20 protein-coding genes and 1 pseudogene are annotated in these 22,689 nt (G+C 61.7%); 5 read left to right on the forward strand and 16 right to left on the reverse strand.

The features are described from left to right. Positions 1 to 181, reverse strand: a 181-nt coding sequence (locus ACTXGA_RS22920) for a hypothetical protein (protein ID WP_443397045.1), incomplete at its 3' end; no start/stop codon positions are given. Between the two features lie 236 nt (positions 182 to 417). Between ACTXGA_RS22920 and ACTXGA_RS22925 the strand changes: the two genes are divergently transcribed. Together ACTXGA_RS22925 and ACTXGA_RS22930 are read left to right on the forward strand one after the other, a co-directional pair. Further along, positions 418 to 651: a hypothetical protein gene (locus ACTXGA_RS22925; RefSeq protein WP_443397046.1), complete on the forward strand. Its 234-nt coding sequence runs from the start codon at positions 418 to 420 to the stop codon at positions 649 to 651. A gap of 717 nt (positions 652 to 1,368) precedes the next feature. Then, complete coding sequence (locus ACTXGA_RS22930; RefSeq protein WP_443397047.1) at positions 1,369 to 2,787, forward strand: DUF6880 family protein; 1,419 nt, start codon at positions 1,369 to 1,371, stop codon at positions 2,785 to 2,787. A 442-nt stretch (positions 2,788 to 3,229) separates the two neighbouring features. Here ACTXGA_RS22930 and ACTXGA_RS22935 read toward each other — a convergent pair whose 3' ends face one another. From ACTXGA_RS22935 to ACTXGA_RS22955, 5 genes are all read right to left on the reverse strand, one after another. Further along, positions 3,230 to 4,105 (reverse strand): ABC transporter permease, encoded by an 876-nt coding sequence (locus ACTXGA_RS22935; RefSeq protein WP_443397048.1) that lies wholly within the window; start codon positions 4,103 to 4,105, stop codon positions 3,230 to 3,232. Between the two features lies 1 nt (position 4,106). Further along, entirely contained in the window at positions 4,107 to 5,033 is a 927-nt protein-coding gene (locus ACTXGA_RS22940; RefSeq protein WP_443397049.1) for an ABC transporter permease, read from the reverse strand. A 73-nt stretch (positions 5,034 to 5,106) separates the two neighbouring features. Beyond that, positions 5,107 to 6,642 (reverse strand): ABC transporter substrate-binding protein, encoded by a 1,536-nt coding sequence (locus tag ACTXGA_RS22945; protein WP_443397050.1) that lies wholly within the window; start codon positions 6,640 to 6,642, stop codon positions 5,107 to 5,109. A gap of 47 nt (positions 6,643 to 6,689) precedes the next feature. Continuing rightward, the gene (locus tag ACTXGA_RS22950) at positions 6,690 to 8,528 is read right to left on the reverse strand and encodes an ABC transporter ATP-binding protein (protein ID WP_443397051.1); all 1,839 of its coding nucleotides are present in this window, start codon (positions 8,526 to 8,528) and stop codon (positions 6,690 to 6,692) included. A 13-nt stretch (positions 8,529 to 8,541) separates the two neighbouring features. Beyond that, the gene (locus ACTXGA_RS22955; RefSeq protein ID WP_443397052.1) at positions 8,542 to 9,240 is read right to left on the reverse strand and encodes a pyroglutamyl-peptidase I; all 699 of its coding nucleotides are present in this window, start codon (positions 9,238 to 9,240) and stop codon (positions 8,542 to 8,544) included. 70 nt (positions 9,241 to 9,310) lie between these two features. Here ACTXGA_RS22955 and ACTXGA_RS22960 point away from each other — a divergent pair, with 70 nt between their 5' ends. Then, complete coding sequence (locus ACTXGA_RS22960) at positions 9,311 to 10,225, forward strand: LysR family transcriptional regulator (RefSeq protein ID WP_443397053.1); 915 nt, start codon at positions 9,311 to 9,313, stop codon at positions 10,223 to 10,225. A 22-nt stretch (positions 10,226 to 10,247) separates the two neighbouring features. Here ACTXGA_RS22960 and ACTXGA_RS22965 read toward each other — a convergent pair whose 3' ends face one another. Genes ACTXGA_RS22965 through ACTXGA_RS22990 form a run of 6 tightly spaced genes read right to left on the reverse strand, consistent with a single transcriptional unit; the run spans position 10,248 to position 15,660 of the window. Beyond that, positions 10,248 to 11,021 (reverse strand): LamB/YcsF family protein, encoded by a 774-nt coding sequence (locus tag ACTXGA_RS22965; protein WP_443397054.1) that lies wholly within the window; start codon positions 11,019 to 11,021, stop codon positions 10,248 to 10,250. A 9-nt stretch (positions 11,022 to 11,030) separates the two neighbouring features. Then, on the reverse strand, positions 11,031 to 12,044 hold the full coding sequence (locus ACTXGA_RS22970; protein ID WP_443397055.1) for a 5-oxoprolinase subunit C family protein: 1,014 nt from the start codon (positions 12,042 to 12,044) through the stop codon (positions 11,031 to 11,033). Then, positions 12,041 to 12,781, reverse strand: coding sequence for a 5-oxoprolinase subunit B family protein (locus ACTXGA_RS22975; protein WP_443397056.1), 741 nt, complete (start codon positions 12,779 to 12,781; stop codon positions 12,041 to 12,043). Before ACTXGA_RS22975 ends, ACTXGA_RS22970 begins: the two co-directional genes overlap by 4 nt. After that, complete coding sequence (locus ACTXGA_RS22980; protein ID WP_443397057.1) at positions 12,778 to 14,073, reverse strand: TRAP transporter large permease; 1,296 nt, start codon at positions 14,071 to 14,073, stop codon at positions 12,778 to 12,780. The genes ACTXGA_RS22975 and ACTXGA_RS22980 overlap by 4 nt, the downstream gene beginning before the upstream one ends. A gap of 11 nt (positions 14,074 to 14,084) precedes the next feature. Beyond that, on the reverse strand, positions 14,085 to 14,633 hold the full coding sequence (locus ACTXGA_RS22985) for a TRAP transporter small permease (RefSeq protein ID WP_443397058.1): 549 nt from the start codon (positions 14,631 to 14,633) through the stop codon (positions 14,085 to 14,087). Between the two features lie 55 nt (positions 14,634 to 14,688). Further along, positions 14,689 to 15,660 carry a TRAP transporter substrate-binding protein gene (locus ACTXGA_RS22990; protein WP_443397059.1) on the reverse strand — a complete coding sequence of 324 codons (972 nt, stop codon included), beginning with the start codon at positions 15,658 to 15,660 and terminating at the stop codon, positions 14,689 to 14,691. Positions 15,661 to 15,827: 167 nt separating this feature from the next. Between ACTXGA_RS22990 and ACTXGA_RS22995 the strand changes: the two genes are divergently transcribed. Further along, positions 15,828 to 16,349, forward strand: a complete 522-nt coding sequence (locus ACTXGA_RS22995) for a winged helix DNA-binding protein (protein WP_443397060.1) — start codon at positions 15,828 to 15,830, stop codon at positions 16,347 to 16,349. Between the two features lie 185 nt (positions 16,350 to 16,534). After that, positions 16,535 to 17,335: pseudogene (locus tag ACTXGA_RS23000) on the forward strand (IS5 family transposase). Between the two features lie 9 nt (positions 17,336 to 17,344). Here the strand turns inward: ACTXGA_RS23000 and ACTXGA_RS23005 are convergent. The 4 genes from ACTXGA_RS23005 to ACTXGA_RS23020 form a co-directional block, all read right to left on the reverse strand. Further along, positions 17,345 to 18,271, reverse strand: a complete 927-nt coding sequence (locus ACTXGA_RS23005; protein ID WP_443397061.1) for a YHYH protein — start codon at positions 18,269 to 18,271, stop codon at positions 17,345 to 17,347. 146 nt (positions 18,272 to 18,417) lie between these two features. Beyond that, positions 18,418 to 18,957: a ricin-type beta-trefoil lectin domain protein gene (locus ACTXGA_RS23010; protein WP_443397062.1), complete on the reverse strand. Its 540-nt coding sequence runs from the start codon at positions 18,955 to 18,957 to the stop codon at positions 18,418 to 18,420. 51 nt (positions 18,958 to 19,008) lie between these two features. Further along, positions 19,009 to 20,844 carry an ABC transporter ATP-binding protein gene (locus ACTXGA_RS23015; RefSeq protein ID WP_443397063.1) on the reverse strand — a complete coding sequence of 612 codons (1,836 nt, stop codon included), beginning with the start codon at positions 20,842 to 20,844 and terminating at the stop codon, positions 19,009 to 19,011. Beyond that, complete coding sequence (locus tag ACTXGA_RS23020; RefSeq protein WP_443397064.1) at positions 20,841 to 22,625, reverse strand: ABC transporter ATP-binding protein; 1,785 nt, start codon at positions 22,623 to 22,625, stop codon at positions 20,841 to 20,843. Before ACTXGA_RS23020 ends, ACTXGA_RS23015 begins: the two co-directional genes overlap by 4 nt. Between the last annotated feature and the right edge of the window lie 64 nt (positions 22,626 to 22,689).

The following is a 22,689-nucleotide window of genomic DNA, read 5'->3' on the forward strand; positions in this document are numbered from 1 at the left end:
GATCGCCACTTGACAGAGTTTCGACCGCAAACTCGGTCATGCGGTCCAGTTGGTCAAGGCGCATCGACGTTCCAAGTTTGCTTTCCCAAAGGTTAACATATTTGCAAGCCTGACAGAAAGAAACAACCGCAAAGGGACGCTCGACTGTATTGAGGCGCAGCCCAGGATTGAATAGATTCACTTAAAATCAATCTGAGATGGCGTATAATTAAGCCGATTATCCATTGGGATATTTCGCTTATACTTTTGGCTATAATCTTTCTAGCTATTGCAATGGTGATCGCCGTTTCTCGAGATCAGTCACGCCCAAGCGCGGCTGCCAAGGGGGGTGACGCCAAGAAAAAACAGTTCCCCTTTGTTGAACAATGGCGCTTCGCTACTTTCTCTTTCAGTTCAATTTGATTGTGGGGGAAGAAAATGAAGTCGCATTCATGGGTGGTTGGTGTGTTGGGAGACTTGGTCGATTACGCTGAGAAGAACCAATTGACAAAGACACAGTCCGTGCTGCGCGATGCAACCGAAGTGGTTGCGTCTGAGGTTTTTTCACGATCTCCAGAGGATGAAGACCTTATTTTTGATGCTTGTCCGTCACTAGACGACGAGCGTGAAGAGGTTGTCAGATTGGGTCTGCGCAAGGCGCCAAAGGAGTGAGCAAACCAACTGCAGACTCTCGTTATGACTGAGGGACCAGCGGGGGGCAGGTCAATGTCTCGGTGATGGTGCCGGGTGCATTCGAGTTCCGTGACACCAACGCCTTCGCACCCTCGGGGAATGCCGAAATGCGGCTGTTCGAAACACCTTCGGGATCGACAAACGTTCAACTGGATGTCGATGACGACGGGACGGTTGACGCCGCAATTCGTGTGGCTGGGGTGATAGGATTGACGACGAGCGACGTCGTCTTGAAAAAAACCTGATCAAATGGGGCGCGAACGGAAAACAGTTTGATATCAATTGTATATGACGCGGAGAAGGTTCGATTCCAGACCCGCGCCCTCCGCCATACATCATTGATATTCAATGAAAACTTTGGCCACCCGGGGCGGCACCCGCCAATCCGCCCGCCGTCCCATTTGCGCTTGGAAGCGACGCGTTGCGACATGTCCTGCGACTGGAGCAGGCGTGGGCAAATCGGTTCCGACAGAGTGCGGCGCGGCTGTCCATCTCCCATTAGAGGTGTTTGTGCCAGGTAGGCGTTTCGATCGTGGCTTGATCACGCTCGGCCCTCGATAGTCCTATACGGCCTCGCAAGCGCCCCATTGCAATCCTCGGATCTTCCCGCAGCATCTCGTCAGGGGGGGAAGACTTGCCTCAACGATCTGGCCGAGGCAGGAAGGATTGCGGAGAATTCAAATCTGAGACTCACGCATGGCCCGCAAACCCGCCCTTTCCACCGACCAATTGAAAGATCTCGGTGTCGAGAAGCTTGCACAGCTGGTGCTGGACGAAGCGGAGCGCAACGCCGGGTTTCGGCGGCAGGTCAAGGCGGCGCTGGCCGGCAGGTCCGGGCCTCAGGCCATTGCCAAGCTGGTCGACCGGCGGCTCTCGGGGCTGGCGCGGGCCAGGAGTTTTATCGAATGGGACAAGGCACGCGCCTTTGCGGAGGATCTGCGCAGCCTGACCGATACCCTGACCTCTCAGCTGGGCGTCGCCGCGCCGGGGCTGGCGGTGGATCGGCTGCTGCGCTTCATCGCAACGCATGAACAGGTGTTCGAACGGGTCGATGATTCCTCGGGCCGTGTTCAGGACGTCTATTACCAAGCAATCGCCGCGACCAGCGACTTGGCGCCGCGACTGACGACCGCGGAGAAGGATCAGCTGCCCGAGAAGATCATGACCGCCCTCGGCGAAAGCACGCACGGTTACCTGGTCGATGTCACTGCTGCCGTGGCGCCGCATCTGCCGCACGACGGCCTGGCGCGCTGGGATGCCGATCTGAAAGAAGCCATCGCCGAGCGGCAGGCCGAGGAGGCGGTGCGCCCGCACGATGGTTGGTTTTATTCCATGACCTCGCAATGGGCCGAGATACGCCAGACCATCGCCGCCGCGCGTGGGGATCTTGATCAGGTCATTGCCTTGGAGGCAGAAAAGCGCCGGCACATGCAGGACACGCTGGGCATCGCGGCACAGCTTCTGGAGGCCGGGCGAAGCGCCGAGGCGCTCGACTGGGTGCGCAAACCGGGGCGGCACGCGAACGGCGAGACAGGCAGCGCCCTGTCCCCGGCACGGGTCAGCCTGGAGGCGCGTATCCTGATTGCTCTGGGTGACGCCTCTTCCGCGCAGGCCCTGCGCTGGCGGTGTTTCGAGGCCACCCTGTCGGCTGAGGTCCTGCGGGACTACCTTGGTCAATTGCCGGATTTCGAGGATATCGAGGCCGAAGACCGGGCCCTTGCCTATGCCCTGGAAATGGCCGCGCCCGAGGCGGCCCTGCAGTTCTTTCTGGACTGGCCTCGGACGGATCTGGCGGCCAAGCTGATCATGATGCACCCGGAGCACTGGGACGGCGGCGACTGGCACATCCTGCCCAAGGTCGCGTCGGTTCTTGAGCATGATCATCCGCTGGCGGCGACAATCCTCTACCGAGCCCTTCTGGACGACATCCTGACCCGCGCGCGGTCCAAGGCCTATGGGCATGGCGCGACATACCTCGGGAAACTGGCCCTGTTGGCGGAAAATGCCGATGCCACCCGCCCCGGTGAAATGGCCGACCACGCTACATATCTTGCCGAGGTCAAACAGGCGCACCACCGGAAATCAGGGTTCTGGTCGCGTGTCGGGGAAGCATGAGCAGTGACGCAGATCCCAAGTGGATGCCGTTGCGCTGCTTGGGTAAAAGGTGGTTACTGACGGCCCAAACCGGACCTCCGGCATGATGGATCGTTGCGTCGCGGCTTCCCGTAACCGGACCTTGGCAGCACGGCGCAGCATCGATTCCAGCTTGAGGTCTGCAGTGCGGGCAAGCGGTCACTCGTTTTCCCCGCTATTCCGCGGCGGAGTTCTTCGAATGGCGCGCCTCGAAAGGCAAACAGGCATAACAATGACGGCAGCAGCAGCGGCAAGGAAAGCTCGCGAACTGGTTTCGCACGATTGCTCTGACGCCCGGTCGCTTCGATCATGTTCGCACAAGCCAATCAGCACATAGGGCTCTGTCCCGTTGATACGGATCTGTAGTGGGATTCTGCGCCACTGAATGGCGGCACAGAATCGGTTTTACATCAGCGGGACGGCGTCAGCGGGTCTTGCCCAACGGGTCAAGCTCGTCGCGCAGCCAGTCTCCGAGCAGGTTTAGCCCCAGCACCGTCAGCATGATGGCAATGCCCGGGAAGACTGTGATCCACCATGCCGTCTGGATGTAGCTCCGGCCTTCGGACAGCATGCCGCCCCAGCTGGGCGTTTGAGGGTCGGCGCCGAGGCCGAGGAAGGTCAGGCTGCTTTCCAGCAGGATGTTGTTGGCCACGTTCAGGGTTAGCAGGATGATCAGCGGCCCCATCGCGTTCGGCAGGATGTGGCTGAAGATGATCTTCCAGTTCGGCAGGCCGTAGCTGACCGCCGCCTGAACGAATTCGCGCTGGCGCAGGTTCAGGACCGAACCGCGAACGAGGCGCGCATATTGCACCCATTGCGACACGATCATCAGGATGATGATCCGGTCGATGCCAGGACCCACGATGGCGATGACCGTGATCGCGAGCAGGATGAACGGCAAGGCAAGCTGCACATCGGCAAAACGCATCACGAAGCTGTCGAGGAAGCCGCGATAGTAGCCCGCATAGAGCCCGATCACCGTGCCGAGGACCACCGAGCCAAGGGCCGACAGCAGACCGACTGTCAGCGAGATGCGCCCGCCGTGGATGATCCGGGCCAGGATATCGCGGCCCAGCGGATCTGTGCCCAGCGGATGCGCCCAGCTTTGGAATGGCTCGGACAGCCGGGCCAGCAGGTTCACCTCGGTGCCTCCGCCGGGAAAAAGGAGGCCCGAGAACAGCACCAGCAGGGTCAGAACCGCAGTCAGCGTTGCACCGGCCACGAATTCGAACTTGGCGAAGGGGCTTCGCTTGAAGCGGCGGAAGGCGGACATGCGGGGAGTTTGTGTTGTATCGGACATGTCAGGCCACCCGGATGCGAGGATCGATCAGGCCATAGACAAGGTCCACGGCAAGGTTCACGGCGACGATCATGATCGCCAGAATAGAAACGGTCGCCTGCAAAAGTGGGTAATCGCGCTGTGCGATGGCGTCGATGGACAAGGTGCCCATGCCAGGCCAGTTGAAGACCAGCTCGACCACCACCAGACCGCCGATCAGGTTGCCGAATTGCAGCCCTAGGAAGGTGACGATGGCGATGGCCGCGTTGCGCAGCGCATGCTTGTAGATCACCGAGCGTTCGTTCAGGCCCTTGGCGCGGGCGACCATCACATATTGCTGCGAGAGCGTTTCGAGCATCTGGGTCCGCACAAGGCGCACATTGGTCGCGGTCAGGATAATGCCGATGGTCAAAGCCGGCAGGATCAGCGCCGACCATGTCTCAAAGCCCGAAGCGGGCAGGATCGGGAAGGTGATCGAGAGCAGCAGCACAAACATGATGCCGAGCCAGAAATTCGGAAAAGACAGCCCGACGAGCGAGAGCACCCGGATGATCTGGTCGGAAATGCCGCCCTTGTGGAGCGCGGCGTGAACGCCCAACGGGATCGAAATCAGGATCGAGATGCCCATCGAGGCCACTGCCAGAAGCAGGGTCGAGGGAAGCGCAATGGCAATCAGGTCGCGGATCGACCCGCGAAAGAAGGAATTGCCCAGATCGAAGGTCACCAGGCTTTTGATGAAGTCGAAATACTGGGCGTAGAATGGCTGGTTCAGGCCCAGCGCCTCGCGGATGCGCACAAGGTCGTCCTCGGTCACGCTGCTCGACTCGGCGGTCAGCATCACCGCCGGGTCACCGGTCAGGCGCACGGCGAAGGCCACGAACAGCGTCACCGCCAGGGTCACGAGGACGGCCTGAAAGACGCGTTGCAGGATGAAACGGAATACGGGCATTGGGGTCCTCTTCTACGGCCAGCGCAGTGGCGTTGCCCGGCCCCCCGCGCGCAGCGGGAGGCCGGGACCGGGCTTATTTCAGGGTGACGTTCATGTAGCGGGCGCGGTCATCCGGCGCCGGATCGAAACCCTCGACGCGGGTGCTTACGCCATAGATCGTCGACGTGTTGTAGAGCGGCAGATCGAGCGCCTGTTCATGGGCGTAGCGTGCCACTTCCTGCAGCGCGGCTTCGCGCACGTCGCGGTCATAGGTCTGGCGTTGCGCGTCGAGCAACTCGTCGAGCTTCGGATCCGACACGTAAGGATTGAAGCGCTCACCGGTGTGGTAGAGGATGTAGGCGGTGTTGTCGAAATCGAACGTCCAGCCACCCCAGCCGTAATAATACATCTCGCCGGTTTTGCCGTTCTCGATGATGTCGTTGAAGTAGACACCGCGTTCGTGGGTGCGGATGTTCACGTTCAGACCGACCTGACCGAGGAAGGCGGCAATCACCTGGGCGACTTCACGGAAGGTTTCGTCGTTGTTGGGCATGTCGAGCGTGATTTCGGTACCCGGTGCGACCCCGGCCTCCGCCAGAAGTGCCTTGGCGGCCTCGGGATCGTAAGCGTAGGCTTCGAGCGCGGGATCGTTGCCAAAGGATTTGGCACCCTGCGCGCTGGAGATCGGGCTGGCCAGACCGCCCAGCAGCGCCTCGACGATGGTTTTGCGGTCAACCGCCATGGTGATGGCCTTGCGCACGCGCGGATCGGCGGTGATGCCGCTTGCGGTATTGAACCGGGTCAGAACAACGGTCGGGCCATCCACGGCCACCAGATCGACATTTGCGTTCTGTTTGACAGTCTCCACCGAAGGGGTCGGGATATTCATCGAGATATCGACGCCGCCCGACAGAAGCTCGGCAATGCGGGTCGCGTCTTCGGGGATGAAGCGGATGTTGACCGCATCGACCTTGGCTTCACCGTTCCAGTAGTTGTCGAACTTCGCCAGCTTCACGCCGACGGTGGGCGTGTACTCAACCACCTGGAAGGGGCCGGTGCCGACGGGCTTCATGTCGAAGGCTTCTTCGCCGACTTCTTCGACGTATTTCGGCGGCACGATCATCGAACCATAGCCGGCCAGCTTGGTGATCAGCACCGGGTCGGGGCGCTCCATCATGAAATCGACGGTGTAGGCATCCACAACGACAACCTCGCGGATCGAGGTGTAGTTGCTGCGCTGCGGTCCTTTCGCACCTTCGTCACCCAGAAGGCGGTCGAAGGTGTATTTGACGGCCTCGGCATTGAACGGCTCGCCGTTGTGGAATTCCACGCCCTCGCGCAGGGTAAAGCGGATGCGGGTCTCATCGTCGAGAAATTCCCAGCCGGTGGCCAGCCCGGGCTGAAGTTCGAGGTTTTCGCCGCGAAACACGAGCGCTTCGAAGATATTGCTGCCAATCGAGCCCCAGGAAAGGCGGAACGTGTCGATCGGGTCGAGGTTCTGCGGGTCCTGCTGCTGCGCAACGTTCAGGGTGGTGTCCTGGGCAAAGGCCGGCGCGGCCAGCGCGAGGCAGGACACCAGCAGCGCGGACCGCAGGGCGGTCTTGGCCGAGAAGGTTTGGCGGATGGTCATCTATCAAGTCTCCTGTTGGGATTGTGAAAGGGCGAATGGATGGGGGGTCATGCCTGTGCGGCGACGAAGTGCCCGTCACTTACCGCGACGAATTCAATCGGCGCGGGTTCGTTACCGACGGCTCGCATGGCGTTGGGGATTTCGCCTTCGAGCGGTGCCCGCGTCGGGCGCACGCCGGGATCGAGCACCGGCACGGCGGACAGAAGCCGTTTGGTATAGGGGTGCTGCGGGTTCTCGAAGATCTGCTGGCGGGTGCCGATCTCGACAATCTGGCCCAGGTACATCACGGCAACCCGGTGGCTGATACGCTCAACAACCGCCATGTCATGGGTGATGAAGAGATAGGACAGACCCTGCTCGGCTTGCAGCTTCATCAGGAGGTTGACCACCTGAGCCTGAACACTGACGTCTAGGGCTGAAACGGCTTCATCCGCGATGATCAGGCTCGGATCACAGGCCAGCGCGCGGGCGATGCACAGGCGCTGGCGCTGGCCGCCCGAGAACTGGTGCGGATAGCGCCCTGCATGTTCCGCCGGCAGGCCGACCTTGACCAAGAGGTCTGCGACCTTCTCTTTGGCCTCGGCCCGCGACGTGACCAGACCATGCACCCAGGCCGGTTCGATCAGGCTTTCGCCCACCGGCTTGCGCGGGTTAAGCGAGCCGTAGGGGTCCTGAAAGACATATTGCGTCTGCTTGCGGAACGCCTTGCGGTCCTCGGGGGGGAGCGAAAAGATATCCTGCCCGTGAAAACGCATCGCGCCGGAGACCGGATCCTGCAATTGCTGAATGGTCTTGCCGACGGTCGACTTGCCGCTGCCGGATTCACCCACAAGCGCCAGTGTCTCGCCCGGATAGATGTTGAACGACACCTTCTCAGCGGCGTGGACGCGGTGGGTGACGCGGCTCAACAGCCCGCCCCGGATGTCGAAGCGCACCGTCAGGTCCTCGATTTCCAGAACCGGTTTGCTGCGATCCACCGGTTTGGCAGGGACGTCCTCGGGCGCGATCTCCTGCCCCGGAATATCGAAGAGTTTCGGCATCGTGGTGCCGGTCATCGATCCGATGCGCGGCACCGCCGCCAGAAGCGCCTGCGTATAAGGCGCCTTGGGATGTCCCAGCACCTCCTTCACCGCCCCGGCCTCAATGGGCTTGCTCGCCTTCATCACCAGCACGTCATCGGCCATTTCCGACACGACACCCATGTCATGGCTGATGAAGATCACCGAGGTCTGCATCTCGGCCTGCAGGTCACGGATGATGTGCAGGATTTGCGCCTGGATGGTGACGTCGAGCGCCGTGGTCGGCTCATCCGCGATCAGGATCTTGGGCTGGCAGCAAAGCGCCATGGCGATCATCACCCGCTGTCGCATACCACCCGAAAGCTGGTGCGGATAGTTGTCGAGCAGCCGCTTGGCATTGGGGAGCCGGACCAGATCGAGGAACTCCTGCGCCTTGCGCCGCGCAGCACCGCGCAACAGGTTCTGGTGCAAGGCCAGCGTTTCGCCCATCTGCGACCCGATGGTGTAGACCGGGTTTAGCGATGTCATCGGCTCCTGGAAGATCATCGCGATCTCGTTGCCGCGAATTTTGCGCAACTCGCGCTCGGACAGATTGCCAAGATTGACGGGTCGCCCGAGAACGTCGCTTTGAAACAGCAACTCGCCCCCGGCAACGCGGCCACCCAGGTGCTTCAGCAATCCGAGGATCGCCAGCGACGTGATCGACTTGCCGGACCCGGACTCGCCAACGATGGCAAGCGTGCGGTTATGATCCAGATCGAAGGACACGCCGTCGACGACGCGGGCGGCGGAAGACGGGTCCCCAAACTCGACACTCAGGTCGCGGACGGACAGCAGGGGCGTTTTCGGTGGGGTGGTCTCGGGCATGTCGGTCTCCTGCTCAAACGGTCTCGGTTTGTCGGGCTGTCAATACGGTCGCGAGCGTGTCGATGCAGATCGCGATGGCGTCGGTTGTCATGGCAAGGCTCATGGAGGCCGTCTGCCGTGTGCGGCGCTCCATCACGGCGACATTCTCGGGGGTCTGCGGGACATGGATGAAACCGGTGAGCGTCGGCAGGCCGCGCTTCTGGATCGCATGTGCTGTGGTGTAGAGCATCTGGTTGCACAGATGCGTTCCGGCGTGAAAGGACAGCGCCGCCGGAATGCCCGCGGCGTGCACGGCGGCCACCATCTCGGCATGCGGCAGAGTTGCGTTATAGGCCACCGGCCCGCCGGGCACGATCGGCGACAGGTCGATCTGTGCACCGGAGCTGTCAGGCACGTCGAAATGGCGCCAGTTGATGCCGACCATCTCGGTCTGGATGATCGCCGCTTCCGACACGCCCATGCCAACCCAGGCATCCGGGCGGTACGCGTCCAGCAGCGCGTCGATGCTCGACGGAAGATCGTCAGAGTTGACCGGCATCACATGGCCGATCACCTCGCAGCCGGTCCAGCTGCGTTTTCCGAGCTCGCCCACAACTTGTGCCGCAGGGTTGTTTTCCGCCTTCGCCCATGCGCCGTAACCGGCGAGAAGTATCCTTGGTTGATGCACCCTGCGTCCTTCCTTGACGTCATGTTGGGCACGTTTCTTGGTCACCGACTTGTTGCGATCAAGTCATTTTGCTGCATGGATGTATGCGTAAATATTATAGCTGACAGAGCGAAACATGAAGCACCGGCAGGTCGAGGCCTTTCGATACGTGATGCAGACCGGCACGACGGCGCAGGCTGCAAAGCTGATGTCCGTGACCCAGCCTGCAGTCAGCCGGCTCATCGCGGATCTGGAATATCACTTGAAATTCAATCTGTTCGAGCGAAGCAAGGGGCGATTACTTCCGACGCCCGAGGCGACGCAATTCTATTCGGCGGTCGAGCGGTTCTTTATCGGAATCGAGGAACTGGAGCATTCCGCCCAGCAACTTCGCGACCGGTCACCAACTTCGCTAACGGTCTTTGCGACGCCCGCGCTGTCGACAAGTATTGTTCCGAGGGCGATTTCGCGCTTTCGCAAACTGCACGCAAATGTGGCATTCCAGCTTGAATCTGCACCATATACGCAAATCGCCCTAAGGTTGCAGACACATCAGGCCAGCTTGGGAATCACTCATGCCTTTCCCGACCTTCCGGGACTGACGCAAGAGACCTTCCTGCGGGCGTCTCATGTCTGCGCGATGCACAGATCGCATCCGCTTTCGGGCAAGGATGTGATCGTGCCGAAGGACCTCGCTGGCGAGAATGTCTTGCGCATTCTGCCCGAGGGTGAGGTGGATTGGGATGCCACTATGGCGGTTCTGGAAAACGCTGGCGTCCGGTTCCGCAGCGATATCGCGACCCAAAGCTCGCACACTGGCTATGCGCTCATCGCTCAGAACCTGGCGCTTGGCTTGATCGAGCCCTTTGCCGCGCATCCCTGGCACCGGAACGGAGTGATAACGCGGCCCTTCGAGCCGCGGCTTGACTATACCTATGTGGTGGCTCAGCCAGAGTTGCAGGCTGTTTCGAGCTTGATCAAGGCCTTCATCGACATCCTGCGCGAAACCGCCGCGTCCTTTGACACCGGAGCGTGCGCGAACGCGCCTTGAGGCCGCTCATCCGACCCCGTGGTCAGACCGGCGCGCCGTTGAATTGCGCCAGGGTGACACCGCTGTCTTGCAGCGCGCGGCGGACCTCGGCGGCGATCCTGACCGCTGTCGGCGTGTCGCTGTGCAGGCAGATCGTGTCGATCCGGGTTTCGATGCGCTTACCGCTTTGCGTCAGGATGGCACCTTCGCGCACCATCTCGGCCATGCGCCTTCCGGCCTCGTCCGGGTCATGGATCACCGCGCCGGGCAGGCTTCGGTCAACCAGCGTGGCATCGTCGTTGTAGGCACGGTCGGCGAAAATCTCGCAGGCGACCTTACACCCCAGCGCGCTGGCGGCACGTTGCTGCGCCGTGCCGGCCAGCACCATGACGATGATCTCGGGCGCGACCGACAAGGCGGCCTCGTAGCAGGCCCGCGCCATCGTCTCATCTTCCGACGCCATGTTGGCCAGTGCACCATGCAATTTCAGATGGCGGACCTCTCCGCCCGCGGCCCTTGCCATCGCCTGCGCGGCGCCCACCTGGTATCGGACAAGGTTTTGCAGCGAGGCCGGGGCAATCTTCATCCGCTGGCGTCCGAAACCGTGCAAGTCGGGGAACCCGGGATGGGCGCCAATGCCCACGCCTTTCGCCACCGCCGCCTGCATCGTCGCGGCCATCACGTCCCAATCGCCGGCGTGAAAGCCGCAGGCGACGTTGGCCGAGGTCACGATGTCGAGCAATGCCGCGTCGTCGCCCATTGTCCAAGGCCCATAGCTTTCGCCCATGTCGGCGTTGAGATCGACCGTCTTTGCCATGTTGCCTCCTCAGGCCTCCTCGTAACCGGTAATGACGCCGCTGATCAGCGTGTAGGACAACAGGTCGCGCATCCGGCGCGGGTCGCGGATCAACGGGCGGCGGTGTTTGCCAAGTTCCGCCCGCCACTTGGTTTCCGCGCGTTCCAGCGCCACAGCCTCGTCGAGATCGACGAAGCGGAATCGCAATTCCGCCCCCGCAGGGGCCTGCGCCACGCGGGGCAGGTCGCAGGGCAGCACGGTGCCGATCCGGGGATAGCCGCCGGTGGTCTGGCATTCCGACATCAGTACGAAGGGTGTGCCGTCGCCGGTGATCTGGATGTCGCCGGGCAACACGATCTCCGAGACCACGTTGCGCCCGCCCTCAATGTGATACCCGCCGCTTTGCGGTTTCAGGGCGACGCCCATCCGGTTGGCGCGGGCGGCGCGGCGCAGGGGTTCGGATTGCAGGCGCTCGCGTTCGGATTCGGCAAAGAGATGCGTCTGGAAGCTTGCGGTAAGACGGACGGAGCCGCCATTGAAGCGGTCTTCTGGCTCCAGCAGCAGTCCGGTCGCGCCGCCCTTGTCGGGGCCGATTTCGAGCGTATCGCCGTCCTGCATGACCCTGCCGATCCCGGTGGCGATGTGGGCAGAGCCTGCGCCAAGAAACGTCTCTGCAACGAACCCGCCGCCGACGTGCAGATAGCCGTAGCAGCCCCGCGTCACCGCCCCAATGGAAAGCCGCGCCCCGGCTGGCAGCAGATGCGAGGCGTGCCACGCCACGGGTTCGCCGTCGATCGTGGCGCGCATCGGCGCGCCGGTCAGGGCGATACGGATGTCTTCGGTGGCCTCGAAATCGCCGCCCATTGCAGCCATTTCCAACGCGAGTGTGCCCGCAGCCTGGCCCAGCAGCGCCGCGCCCTCGGCCAGCGCCAAGCAGTCCGCCGCCCCGCCGCGTGACAGGCCAAGCGCCAGATGGCCCGCGCGCCCCATGTCTTGCAATGTCACGCCCGGACCTGCGCGGAGAATTTCGAGGCGCGCCGTCATCGGATGGCCTCATAGGTTGCGCCACCATTGGGATCTTGGCGCATGTTTTCCAGCTTTTCGGGATCGGTGGCGATGAACTGCACCTCGTCACCCGGGCGCAGCAGGATCGGCTCCTTCGCTTCGGGCTGGAACAGCGTGATCGCGGTCTGGCCCACATGTTGCCAACCGGTGGGGGCCGAGACCGCGAAGAGCACGAATTGCCGGATCGCCACCACCAGCGCGCCTTCGGGAACGCGTTCGGTCAACTGGCTCTGGCGCGGAATGTCCCAGGCTTCGGGCAGTTCGCCGAGATAAGGCTGACCCGGGGCAAAGCCCAGCGTCTGCACGCGGACGCGGGCCTCGGACAGCGATGTGACTGCCTCCGCCGCGCTCATCCCTGCGGCTTCCGCCGCCTGCGCAAGTTGCGGCGCAAGATCAGTGCCGTAGACGGTGGGAATGCGCCAGAAGCGGCGGCCGCCGGGCATTGCGGCGGCATACCAGTCTTGGCTTTCCAGCAGGGCCTGAACCTGCATGCGCAGGCGCTCATGCGGGAGGGCCAGCGGATCGAAGCGCAGGAAGGTCGAAACCAGCGTCGATGAGGTTTCTTCGACCCCGTCCCAGCCAGCGGAGTCCACCGCCGCTCGAAAGGCAAGTGCTGCGCGATTGGCGGCCTCGCTCAGCCGGTCGCCAAAGCTGACCAGCATGCCGTCGACGCCGCCGCTGCGGATCACGGGAAAATTGGCATGGACCTCGGTCACATCTGCTCCGGAAGATAGGTTACGATGGAAGGGAAGATCACAATAGTCACCAGCGCCACGACCATCAGGAAGAAGAACGGCAAAGCGGCGCGGGCGACCGTCAGGATATCGCGCCCGGTGAGTGATTGCAGGACGAAAAGGTTGAAGCCCACGGGCGGCGTGATCTGGCTCATTTCCACGACGATGACGAGGAAGATGCCGAACCACAGCGGGTCAATCCCCGCTTGCAATACCATCGGCATGATGACCGAAGCCGTCAGGACCACCACTGAAATGCCGTCGAGGAAACACCCCAAGATGACGAAAAACACGGTGAGCGCCGCCAAAAGCGTGAAGGTCGACAGACCCAGCCCGCCGATCCATTCGGCCAGGATGCGCGGGATGCCGGTGAATCCCATGGCGACGGTCAGGAACGACGCGCCCGCGAGGATGAAGCCGATCATGCAGGAGGTCACGGTGGCGCCCATCAGCCCGCTCACGAAGCTCTCGCGCGTCAGCGTGCCGGAACTCCACGAAAGGATCAGCGCCAGCACGACGCCCACGGCGGCGGCATCGGTCGGTGATGCGATCCCGGCGTAGATCGAGCCTATGACGCCGCCGATCAGCAGCACCACCGGCAGAAGACGGCGCGACCGGCGCAGTTTCTCGCGGAAGTTGGCCGAGATGTCTTCCATCGGCAGGGTGTCGCGGTTGAGAAGCGCCCAGATCACCACGTAGCCGACGAAAAGTGTCACCAGAAGCACACCCGGAAGGACGCCCGCAATGAACAGCCGGGCGATGGATTGCTCGGTCGCCACGCCATAGACGATCAGGATGATCGACGGCGGGATCAACAGGCCCAGCGTGGCGGACCCCGCCAGCGTGCCGATCACCAGCTTTTCTGGATAGCCCCGACGCGACAGTTCGGGGATCGACAGCTTGCCGATGGTGGCGGCGGTGGCGGCGGACGAACCGGATACCGCGGCGAAGATCCCGCAGGCAAAGATATTGACGTGCAACAATTGCCCCGGCAGCCGGTTCATCCACGGCGATAGCCCGGTGAACATATCCTCGGACAGCCGCGAGCGGAACAGGATCTCGCCCATCCAGATGAACAGCGGCAGGGCGGCCAGCGCCCAGGAATTCGAATGCCCCCACATGGTTGTGGCCATGACAAGGCCCAGCGGCGCGTTGGAAAACAGCGCCATGGCGGCGATACCAACGCCCAGCAGCGAAAAGGCGACCCAGAGGCCTGCGCCGAGAAAGGAAAAAAGCAGAACAAGCAGTATGACGGAGAGAACGGCAACGGACATCGGTCAGGCTCCTATTCGCTCAAAAGGCTTTCGCCCTTGCCATCCCACGAGGCCGGAGCCCCGCGCAGCAGGCTGATCAGTTCGTCGACCAGGGCGATGGTGAGGATGATGATGCCCAGTGCCACGGGCAATTGCGGCAACCAGAGCGGGACAGAGACCATGCCGGAGGACCGATCGCCAAACTCGAAAGATTCGTAGACCAGCAGGATTACGTACCAGCTCGCAAAGGCGCTCATCGCAAGCGCGACGGTGACGACAGAGATCTCGAAAACCCGCTGCCCGCTCTTCGGCAGACGGCCCAAAAGGAGCGTGACGCGGATATGCCCGCCCGCCCGCAGCGTATAAGCCAGCGCGAGGAAGGTGGAGGCAGCCAGGAAGAAGCCGGTGAAATCCGCGTAGGACGGGATGGTCAGCCCGATGCCGATGCCTGTCACGGCGGCGGCGATCTTGTCGGCAAGGTTGAGGCAGACCTGGGCAAAGACCAGCGCCACGATGGCAAAGATGAAGAAGGCCGCGAGGCCGCCTGAGGCCCGGTATATGAAATCCAGTGTCGTCCGCATGTTGTCCCCCGTGGCGCTGCGGGGCCGGGGGCTCCATGGCGCCCGGCCGAATGGCTTATTGCTGGTAGGCGGACAGCAGGGCCTCACCGGCCTCGCCTGCCTCAGCTTTCCAGTTCTCCAGCATCTGCGCGCCGATCTCACGGAGGCCGGTCATCAGCTCTTCCGATGGCTCCCCCACCGTGATGCCGTTTTCGGCCAGCACTTTCGTCTGCGCCTCGGTTTCGGAGCGGCTCATTTCCCAACCGCGTGCCTCGGCTGCGGCGGCGGCCTCGAGCACGGCGGCCTGGGTGGCTTCGTCGAGACGGCGGAACGAACGCTTGTTCACCACCACGATGTTTTTGGGAATCCAGGCCTGAATGTCGGTGTAATGGGTCAGGAAATCCCACGCCTTGGAATTCACCCCGGTCGAGGGCGAGGTGATCATCGCCTCGACCCGGCCGGTGGAAAACGCCTGCGGAATGTCCGGCACTTCCACCTGTGTCGGCGCGGCGCCCGCGAGGTTGGCGAATTGCTCGAGCGTGGCGTTGTAGGTGCGGAACTTAAGGCCCGCCAGGTCGGCGACGCTGGTGATTTCCTTGGTGGTGTAGAGCCCCTGCGGCGGCCACGGCACGGCGTAGAGCACCATCATGCCCTGTTCGTCCAGCAGCCCTTCGATCACGCTTTTCTGTGCCGCCCAAAGCTTTTCGGCGTCGTCGTAGTTTGTCGCGAGAAAGGGCAGCGAGTCGGCCCCGAATGCCGGGTTGTCATTCGCCAGGAGCGACAGGAAGAACTCGCCGATCGGCACCTGCCCGCTGCGCACTGCCTTGCTGATCTCGGGATGCTTGAAGAGCGAGGCGGCCGAATGCACCTTGATCTCAAGCGCGCCATCTGTGGCGGCCGCCACGTCGCTTGCGAATTCGGAGATGTTGACGGTGTGGAAGGTGGCGTCCGGGTACGGCGTCGGCATGTCCCAGGTTTCGGCATGGGCGGTCATGGCCAGCCCGGCCAAGGCGGCGGCGGCACCGCCCAGAATACGTGATGCGATCATTTTGCACTCCCTGATTTTGGATGTCCCGAGGCTGACGTTACGTTTATAATTTGTCAACGTTTTGCCAGCGTCTGCTGAAGATTGATGCGTTGCTCGTTGAAACGATGGAATAATTGTGACATGATGTGCTTAAAACGTCAGCGATATGTGCCCGAGGAGAGTGCCAGATGTCAGAGCAAACCCCGGTCGACCGCCGAATCGTTTCGTCCCGCCATCTTGCAGAAGGCGACGGCTGGGAATTGTCAGAGTTGGAATTCGGCTTGATCGTCGTCTATAATGGGTTCTCTCGCTGGATGAATCGCTGCATGGCAGCCGCCGGTCAGCCAGATCTGAGTCCGCTGGAGATCCTCATCCTGCACAACGTCAATCACCGCGCCCGCGACAAACGCCTGTCCGACATCTGTTTCCTGCTCAATATTGAGGACACGCACACGGTGAATTACGCCCTGCGCAAACTCCTGCGTGCAGGGCTATTGGTGTCCGAAAAGCGCGGCAAGGAAGTGTTCTACCGCACATCCACCGAGGGAGTAGCGCTTTGCATGGCGTATCGCGATGTGCGGCGGCAGTGCCTGCTGGAGGGGCTGTCCTCGACCGATTTGGGCGGCAGCGAGCTGCGCGAAGTGGCGAGGATGTTACGGGCGCTTTCGGGCCATTACGACCAGGCCAGCCGCGCCGCTGCCTCGCTTTGAGACCGATGCTTGTTCGGGTATCGCGAAACCCGGACGTCCAACTCGGCTTGGAAGCCCGGAACTGCAGCCGAAAATGGCCATGAAGCCGTGGACAGGCGCTAATATTTCCGGCTGGAGGACTAGGGTCAGGACCCATTGATTTCCGTGTTGTGGCGTGATTCAGCGTTCGAAAAACGAGCGGTGACATGTCTGATCTCTTCTGGTTGAACGACGCGCAAATGGCGCGTCTTGAGCCCTACTTCCCAAAGTCCCGCGGCAAGCCACGCGTCGATGATCGGCGTGTGTTGAGCGGCATTATCTTCATCAATAGCAATGACTTAAGATGGCGTGACGCACCCGCAGCCTATGGCCCGCACAAGACGCTTTACAACCGTTGGAAGCGTTGGAGTGATAAGGGCATCTTCGCCCGGACGATGGCGGGTCTGGCAGCCGAGCACGGCGAAAAAAAGACCGTGATGATCGACGCAACGTATCTGAAGGCACACCGCACAGCGACCAGCATGGGCGTCAAAAAGGGGGGCGTGGACGCCTGATTGGCCGGACCAAAGGCGGCATGAACACCAAGTTGCATGCCATCTGCGACAGCAAAGGCTGCCCTTTGAACCTGTTCGTGGCCGCTGGTCAGGTCACCGATTACATCGGTGCGCGGGCACTGCTCAGCAGCCTGCCAGATGTCGATTGGCTGCTCGGGGACCGTGGATATGACGCCGACTGGTTCAGAGAAGCGTTGAAAGACATAGGGATACGTGCCTGCATCCCTGGCCGGAAACAGCGGAAGAAACCGGTGAAGTACGACAAGCGTCGTTACAAACGCCGCAACCGCCCCTCTCGTGACATTGCTCCGCAATGCACTACCGGGCAGTGATGCGAGATCATGTTCGGCAGGCTCAAGGATTGGAGACGCGTAGCAACTCGCTACGACCGAAGCCCCCAAGGTCTTGCTCTCTGCCATCGCACTCGCGGCAACCGTCATCTACTGGCTATGAGTCCTGACCCTAGGGGCGGGGTTTCTCAAACGATGGGTCAGGGGTTCCGGTAAAGCAGCCCATGACATGCGGATAGGTCTCGGTCACGACGTAGCCGTAGACGCCGTTCTGGACCATGCCGTTGCATTGGTCGAGATCGCCCAGCCCTTCGACGAATTCCCAATCGTCGACAAAGGTGCCGTCGTAGGCGCCGCCGGGGCCATCGTCGCCGTCCGGGCGTGTGCCGGATTTCAAGCGATAGCTTGTGGTGGCCGCGCGGATCGTGCCGTTGTCGTCGATGTAGCTGCCGAAGATCGGGAAGCCGTCCGCTGCAAAACCGATGACCGGTGACGCCGCGCCCGGGTTGTCCTGCTCGAACAGTGCCATCGGGTTGCCGTGGTAATGGTAGAGCCCATCATTCTGGGTGTGCGCGTTGTGGGCGTCGGTGCCGAACATGTTGCTCGCGGCCCCCATCGGATCAAAGCGGTAGGGTGTGGTCATGTCGAAGCACCCGATCAACCCGTCCCCGATGCCGTGGCACCCGGCCGCGATCAGATCAAGCTTTACACCGTTCAGGAACACCGCGTTGTCCATGCGCAGCGTGAGCGGTGTTGGCGTTTCAGTCGCGGTCGGCGTCGCCGTGATCGTATATGTCTGATCCTGCTCGGCAAATCCGTTGAAGAATCCTTCGACGGTGTTGAAGTCGTGGTTGGGCACGGCGTTTGATGCAATCGTACAGGTCTGTCCGTCCGCGGTGATCGTCACTGCGGCGTCATATCGTGTTTTGGTGAACAGGTCCGTGGCAGAGGCTGTGTGCTCGTCAACGTAGTCCGCGCAATTTGCGGAACGCTCCGTCAGGAACGCGTCGGTGATGTCATGTGCCTTGGCTTGCGGTGCCGTCGCTGCAACCAGAATGGCTGCGGCTGCGACAACAAGCGCCTTGTTGCTGATCGTCATGGATTTCTCTCATTGCAGGATGCGTGAGTTTGTTCGGTGCTTCCATGTCTGGCGGCCAGCCGATCGCTGAAGTGCCCGGCCCTGCGGGCGGCACAGGATCACGCTGCCGGGGCTGAAAGCTGACCCCGGCAGCGCGCATGTTCAGGTTAGTCGCGAATGACCCACTGCTTGAAGACAGGCTCCAGGTCGCCACAAGCCGCGACAATCAGATCGCGCGACTGGAAGGGGCCGGCGTCGTCGATGGTCGGCGCGACGGTCACGCATTGCGCCGGGTCAGACGCCAGATGGATCTCCATGGAGGTGTCGTCATAGGTGAACAGCTGAGCCTCATCCGCTGCGTCGCAGGCGATCAGACCAAAGGGGTTCTCGGCATTGTCGGGCGCGTTGTAGGCCATGCACTTGTCAGCATAGGTCGCCGACTTGATCATGCCGGTGTCGGGCTCAAAGGAAAAAAGCACGTCGTCGCCGGTTGGCTTGCAGGAATGCGTGTGCAGTTGGTCACTCAAACCCCGACCTTCGGTGTCGATGCACCAACCGAGCTTGGCCTCTTCATCGAGGTTGTCGGCAAGGTGGATTACCGGCCCGACGGTCTGAATGGTCGGCGCTTCGGCAAGCAAGGTTTGAGGCACTACGAGGGCCAATGCGGCGGCAAGAGCGGCGGCGTAAACTGAAGTGTTATTTCTCATCGGTCAGTCCTTTCTTGATGTGGGTTCAGGCGCAATTTGTAATTCGGAGGGTCAGCCCTGCGCCCCGGTCTGGAGTTGCCAATACCCCCCTTCCAGCGCCATGAGTTGGTCGTGCGTTCCGGTTTCACGCACATTTCCGTTCTCCATATAAACGATCATGTCCGCGTCGCGGATCGTCGACAGGCGATGCGCGATGACGAAACTCGTGCGGCCCTGGCGCAGATCGGCCATGGCAGTCTGGATTTGCATTTCCGTGCGGGTGTCGACCGAACTTGTGGCTTCGTCCAGGATGAGGATCGGGGCATCGAGCAGGAAGGCCCGCGCAATCGTCATAAGCTGGCGCTGTCCTTGGGAAAGTCTCGCTCCGCCGTTATTTAGAACCGTGTCGTACCCCTCTGGAAGGGTGCAGACAAAACCATCCACGTGGCAGCGTTTTGCGGCGGCGATGACCTCGTCGCGCGTCGCATCCGGTCGACCATAGGCGATGTTGTCATGGATCGTCCCGGTAAAGAGCCACGCATCCTGTAACACCATCGCCATGGCGCGCCGCAACGCGTTGCGCGGCATGGCGGCGATATCCTTGCCATCGAGCCAGATCACCCCGCTGTCAATCTCGTAGAAGCGGATCAGCAGGTTGACCAATGTGGTCTTGCCCGCGCCGGTTGGACCGACGATGGCCAGCATCTGACCGGGCGCCGCCTCAAGACTGACATCTTCGAACAGCGGCTGATCGGGTCGGTAACGAAACCCGACATGCTCAAATCGGACATGGCCTGCGACCGGCGTTTCCAGCTCTGCGTCCACCGCGGCGTCGGGGGACATTTCGGGCGCATCCAGCAACTCGAAAACCCGCTCCGCCGACGCAAGTGCGGACTGCACCTGCGCCGCCATGCTGCCAAGCTGCGAGATCGGCTGGCCGATCTGACGGATGTATTGGATGAAGGCCTGCACCCCGCCAAGACTGAGCGCGCCCGACAGCACTTGAAATGCGCCGAAAACAACCACCGCGATATAGGCGAGGTTGTTGACGAACATCGTCGCTGGCTGGATCAGGCTGGCAAAGACTTGGGCGCGCATGCTGGCGGCGGTCAGCGCGTTGTTCTTGTCGGCAAACCGCTGGTCCACGCGGTCGCGTGCACCATAGACCCGGATCAATGCCTGCCCGGTGACGGACTCTTCCACCAGTGCGTTCAGATGGCCGGTTTCACGCCATTGCTCCGCATATCTCGGCTGCGCGGCACGGCTCAGAAGGCGCGTCGCCCCAACCGAAATCCCGATCGCCACCACTGCGGCAACGGCGAGGGGGACCGAGAGTAGCAACATCATCGCAAACACGCCGACGATAGTCATCATCGCCAACATCGCCTGACTGGCGACCTGCTGTAGGTTCTGCACCATGTTGTCGATATCGTTGGTGAACCGCGAAAGAACCTCTCCGCGAGGTTGGGCATCGAACCATTTGAGCGGGACCCGGGCAAGCTTGGCCTGCGCTGCTTGGCGCAGATCACGACCCATGTTCTGCACCAGATCATTGATCAGCCAAGCCTGCGCGAAATTGAGACCAGATGCGACGAGATAGATCGCCGCCACGAGCAGAAGCTGGCGAACGAGGGCCGATAGCGTAAAGCCGTCGCTGACCAGAAGGTCGGTCGCAAGGCCCAATTGCCAGGGACCGATGGAACTGCCGATGACGCTGCCGACGCTGAGCAAGAGCGTACCAATCAGGATCTTGCGGCTGCTGCCAAAGGCCGTCCAGATCCGCCGTGCGGCATCCCCGGCAGCCTTTGGTTTCTCCCCTGCAACCGAACCGCCGGGTGTTCTGGGGCCGGGGGTGCTGCTCTGCGTTCGTGAGACGGTTTCAAGTTTCACGTCTTCCGCCCCGGTCATGCTGCATCCTCCTCGGGCCGGGCCTGCGAGTGGACGGTTTCCGCATAGACCGGACATGCCTGCATCAGGGTATCGTGCGGACCAAGACCGACCATGCGGCCTTTCTCGATGACGAGGATCCGGTCGGCATCCCGGATCGACGCCACACGCTGACTGACAATCACCGTGGCCGCGTTGCTGACGGCTTTTCTGAGCGCCGCGCGCAGCCTGCGATCCGTTGCCTGATCCAGGGCAGAGAAACTGTCGTCGAAGAGGTAAAGATCGGCGTCGCAAACAAGCGCACGGGCGATGGCGAGTCTTTGGCGCTGACCGCCAGAAAAGTTCGCCCCGCCCTGAGCCACGGGTGACATGAGCCCTTCGGGCATGGCCCGGACGAAATCGGCGGCTTGGGCAATCTCCAGCGCTTGCCACAGCGTAGCCTCGTCCGCCCCGGCGTTTCCAAGCCGCAGGGTGTCCGCGATGGTGCCAGAGAAAAGATAGGCTTTTTGCGGAACGTAGCCGATATGAGAGGAAAACGCCTCGGGCGCGATCTCTCGCAGATCGACATCGCCCAACATAACGCGCCCGGTGCTCGGATCGTTGAGACGCGCGATCAGGTTCACAATGGTGGATTTGCCCGATCCTGTCGCGCCAATGATGCCGAGAGTTTCGCCGGGACCGACGTCGAAGGTGATATTCTCAAGCACCATCGCCTCTGCGCCGGGATAGCCAAATCCGACGTCCTCCAGCCGCAGGTGCAACCCGGAGCCGCGCGGCGGCAGGGGTTTGGGCCGCGATGGCGGGCCGACTTCGACCGGGCTTTGCAGCAGAGAGGTGATGCGCCGGGCACTGACGAGCGCGCGCGGGAGCATTACGATCATCAGGCCCATCATCATCACCGCGATGAGGATCAGCGCAACATAGGACAGAAAGGCGATGAGCGCGCCGATCTCCAGATCGCCACTGCGGACTCGGTTGGCACCGATCCAGATCAGAGAAACAGAAGTCAGCTGCATTACGGCGACCAGGGATGGCATGATCATTGCCATCAGCCGGCCAGCATGAATCGCTGTCCCGGTCAGGTCAGCATTCGCCGTTCCGAACCGCCTGGCTTCGCGCGTCTGTTGCAGAAAGGCGCGAATGACGCGAATGCCCTCGATCTGTTCTCGCAGGACGCTGTTCACACGATCGAGTTGCGTCTGAATACGCTGGTACAGCGGGACGGCCTTGAAGGTCAGAAAGCCGATGAAGACCGCCAAAACGGGGACGGCAATCACCAAGAGCAGTGAAAGCTGCGCATCCTGACGGACCGCCATGATCGCACTCCCAACGCCCATGATGGGGGCGACGACGATCATCGTGAGGGCCATGATCAGCATCGACTGGACCTGCAAGACATCGTTGGTGCAGCGCGTTATGAGCGAGCCGACCGTAAATCCCTGTACCTGCGACAGGGCGAGGCTGTGGACCTTGGCGAAGACATCGGCGCGAAGGCTTTGTCCGATGTGATAGGCAACAGATGCCCCGAGAAAGACCGCCGTGGCGCTCAACACCAGTTGTACCCCGGCGGCAATCCCCATGAGCCCGCCATAGTATCGAATGGCCGAGGGGTCTTCGCCTCCGATCCCGAGGTCGATGATATCGGCGCTGAAACTTGGCAAAAGCAGAGATGCCGTTACCTGGCCGATTTGGCACACCAAGATCGCCAGAAGGGTCCACTTGTATTGCAGGAACCTGTCACGCCAAGTCGTTGCACCGGTGCTGCGCATACGAACATTGGCCATTTCTGTTTCATCAGCCATGTGCTGCTTTCAAAACCCGTTTCCCGCAATCTCTGCGGCCCGCCGGGGGCCGCGGAATATTCGC

It is taken from the genome of Antarctobacter jejuensis, assembly GCF_052266595.1.
Classification (GTDB): Bacteria; Pseudomonadota; Alphaproteobacteria; order Rhodobacterales; family Rhodobacteraceae; genus Antarctobacter; species Antarctobacter jejuensis.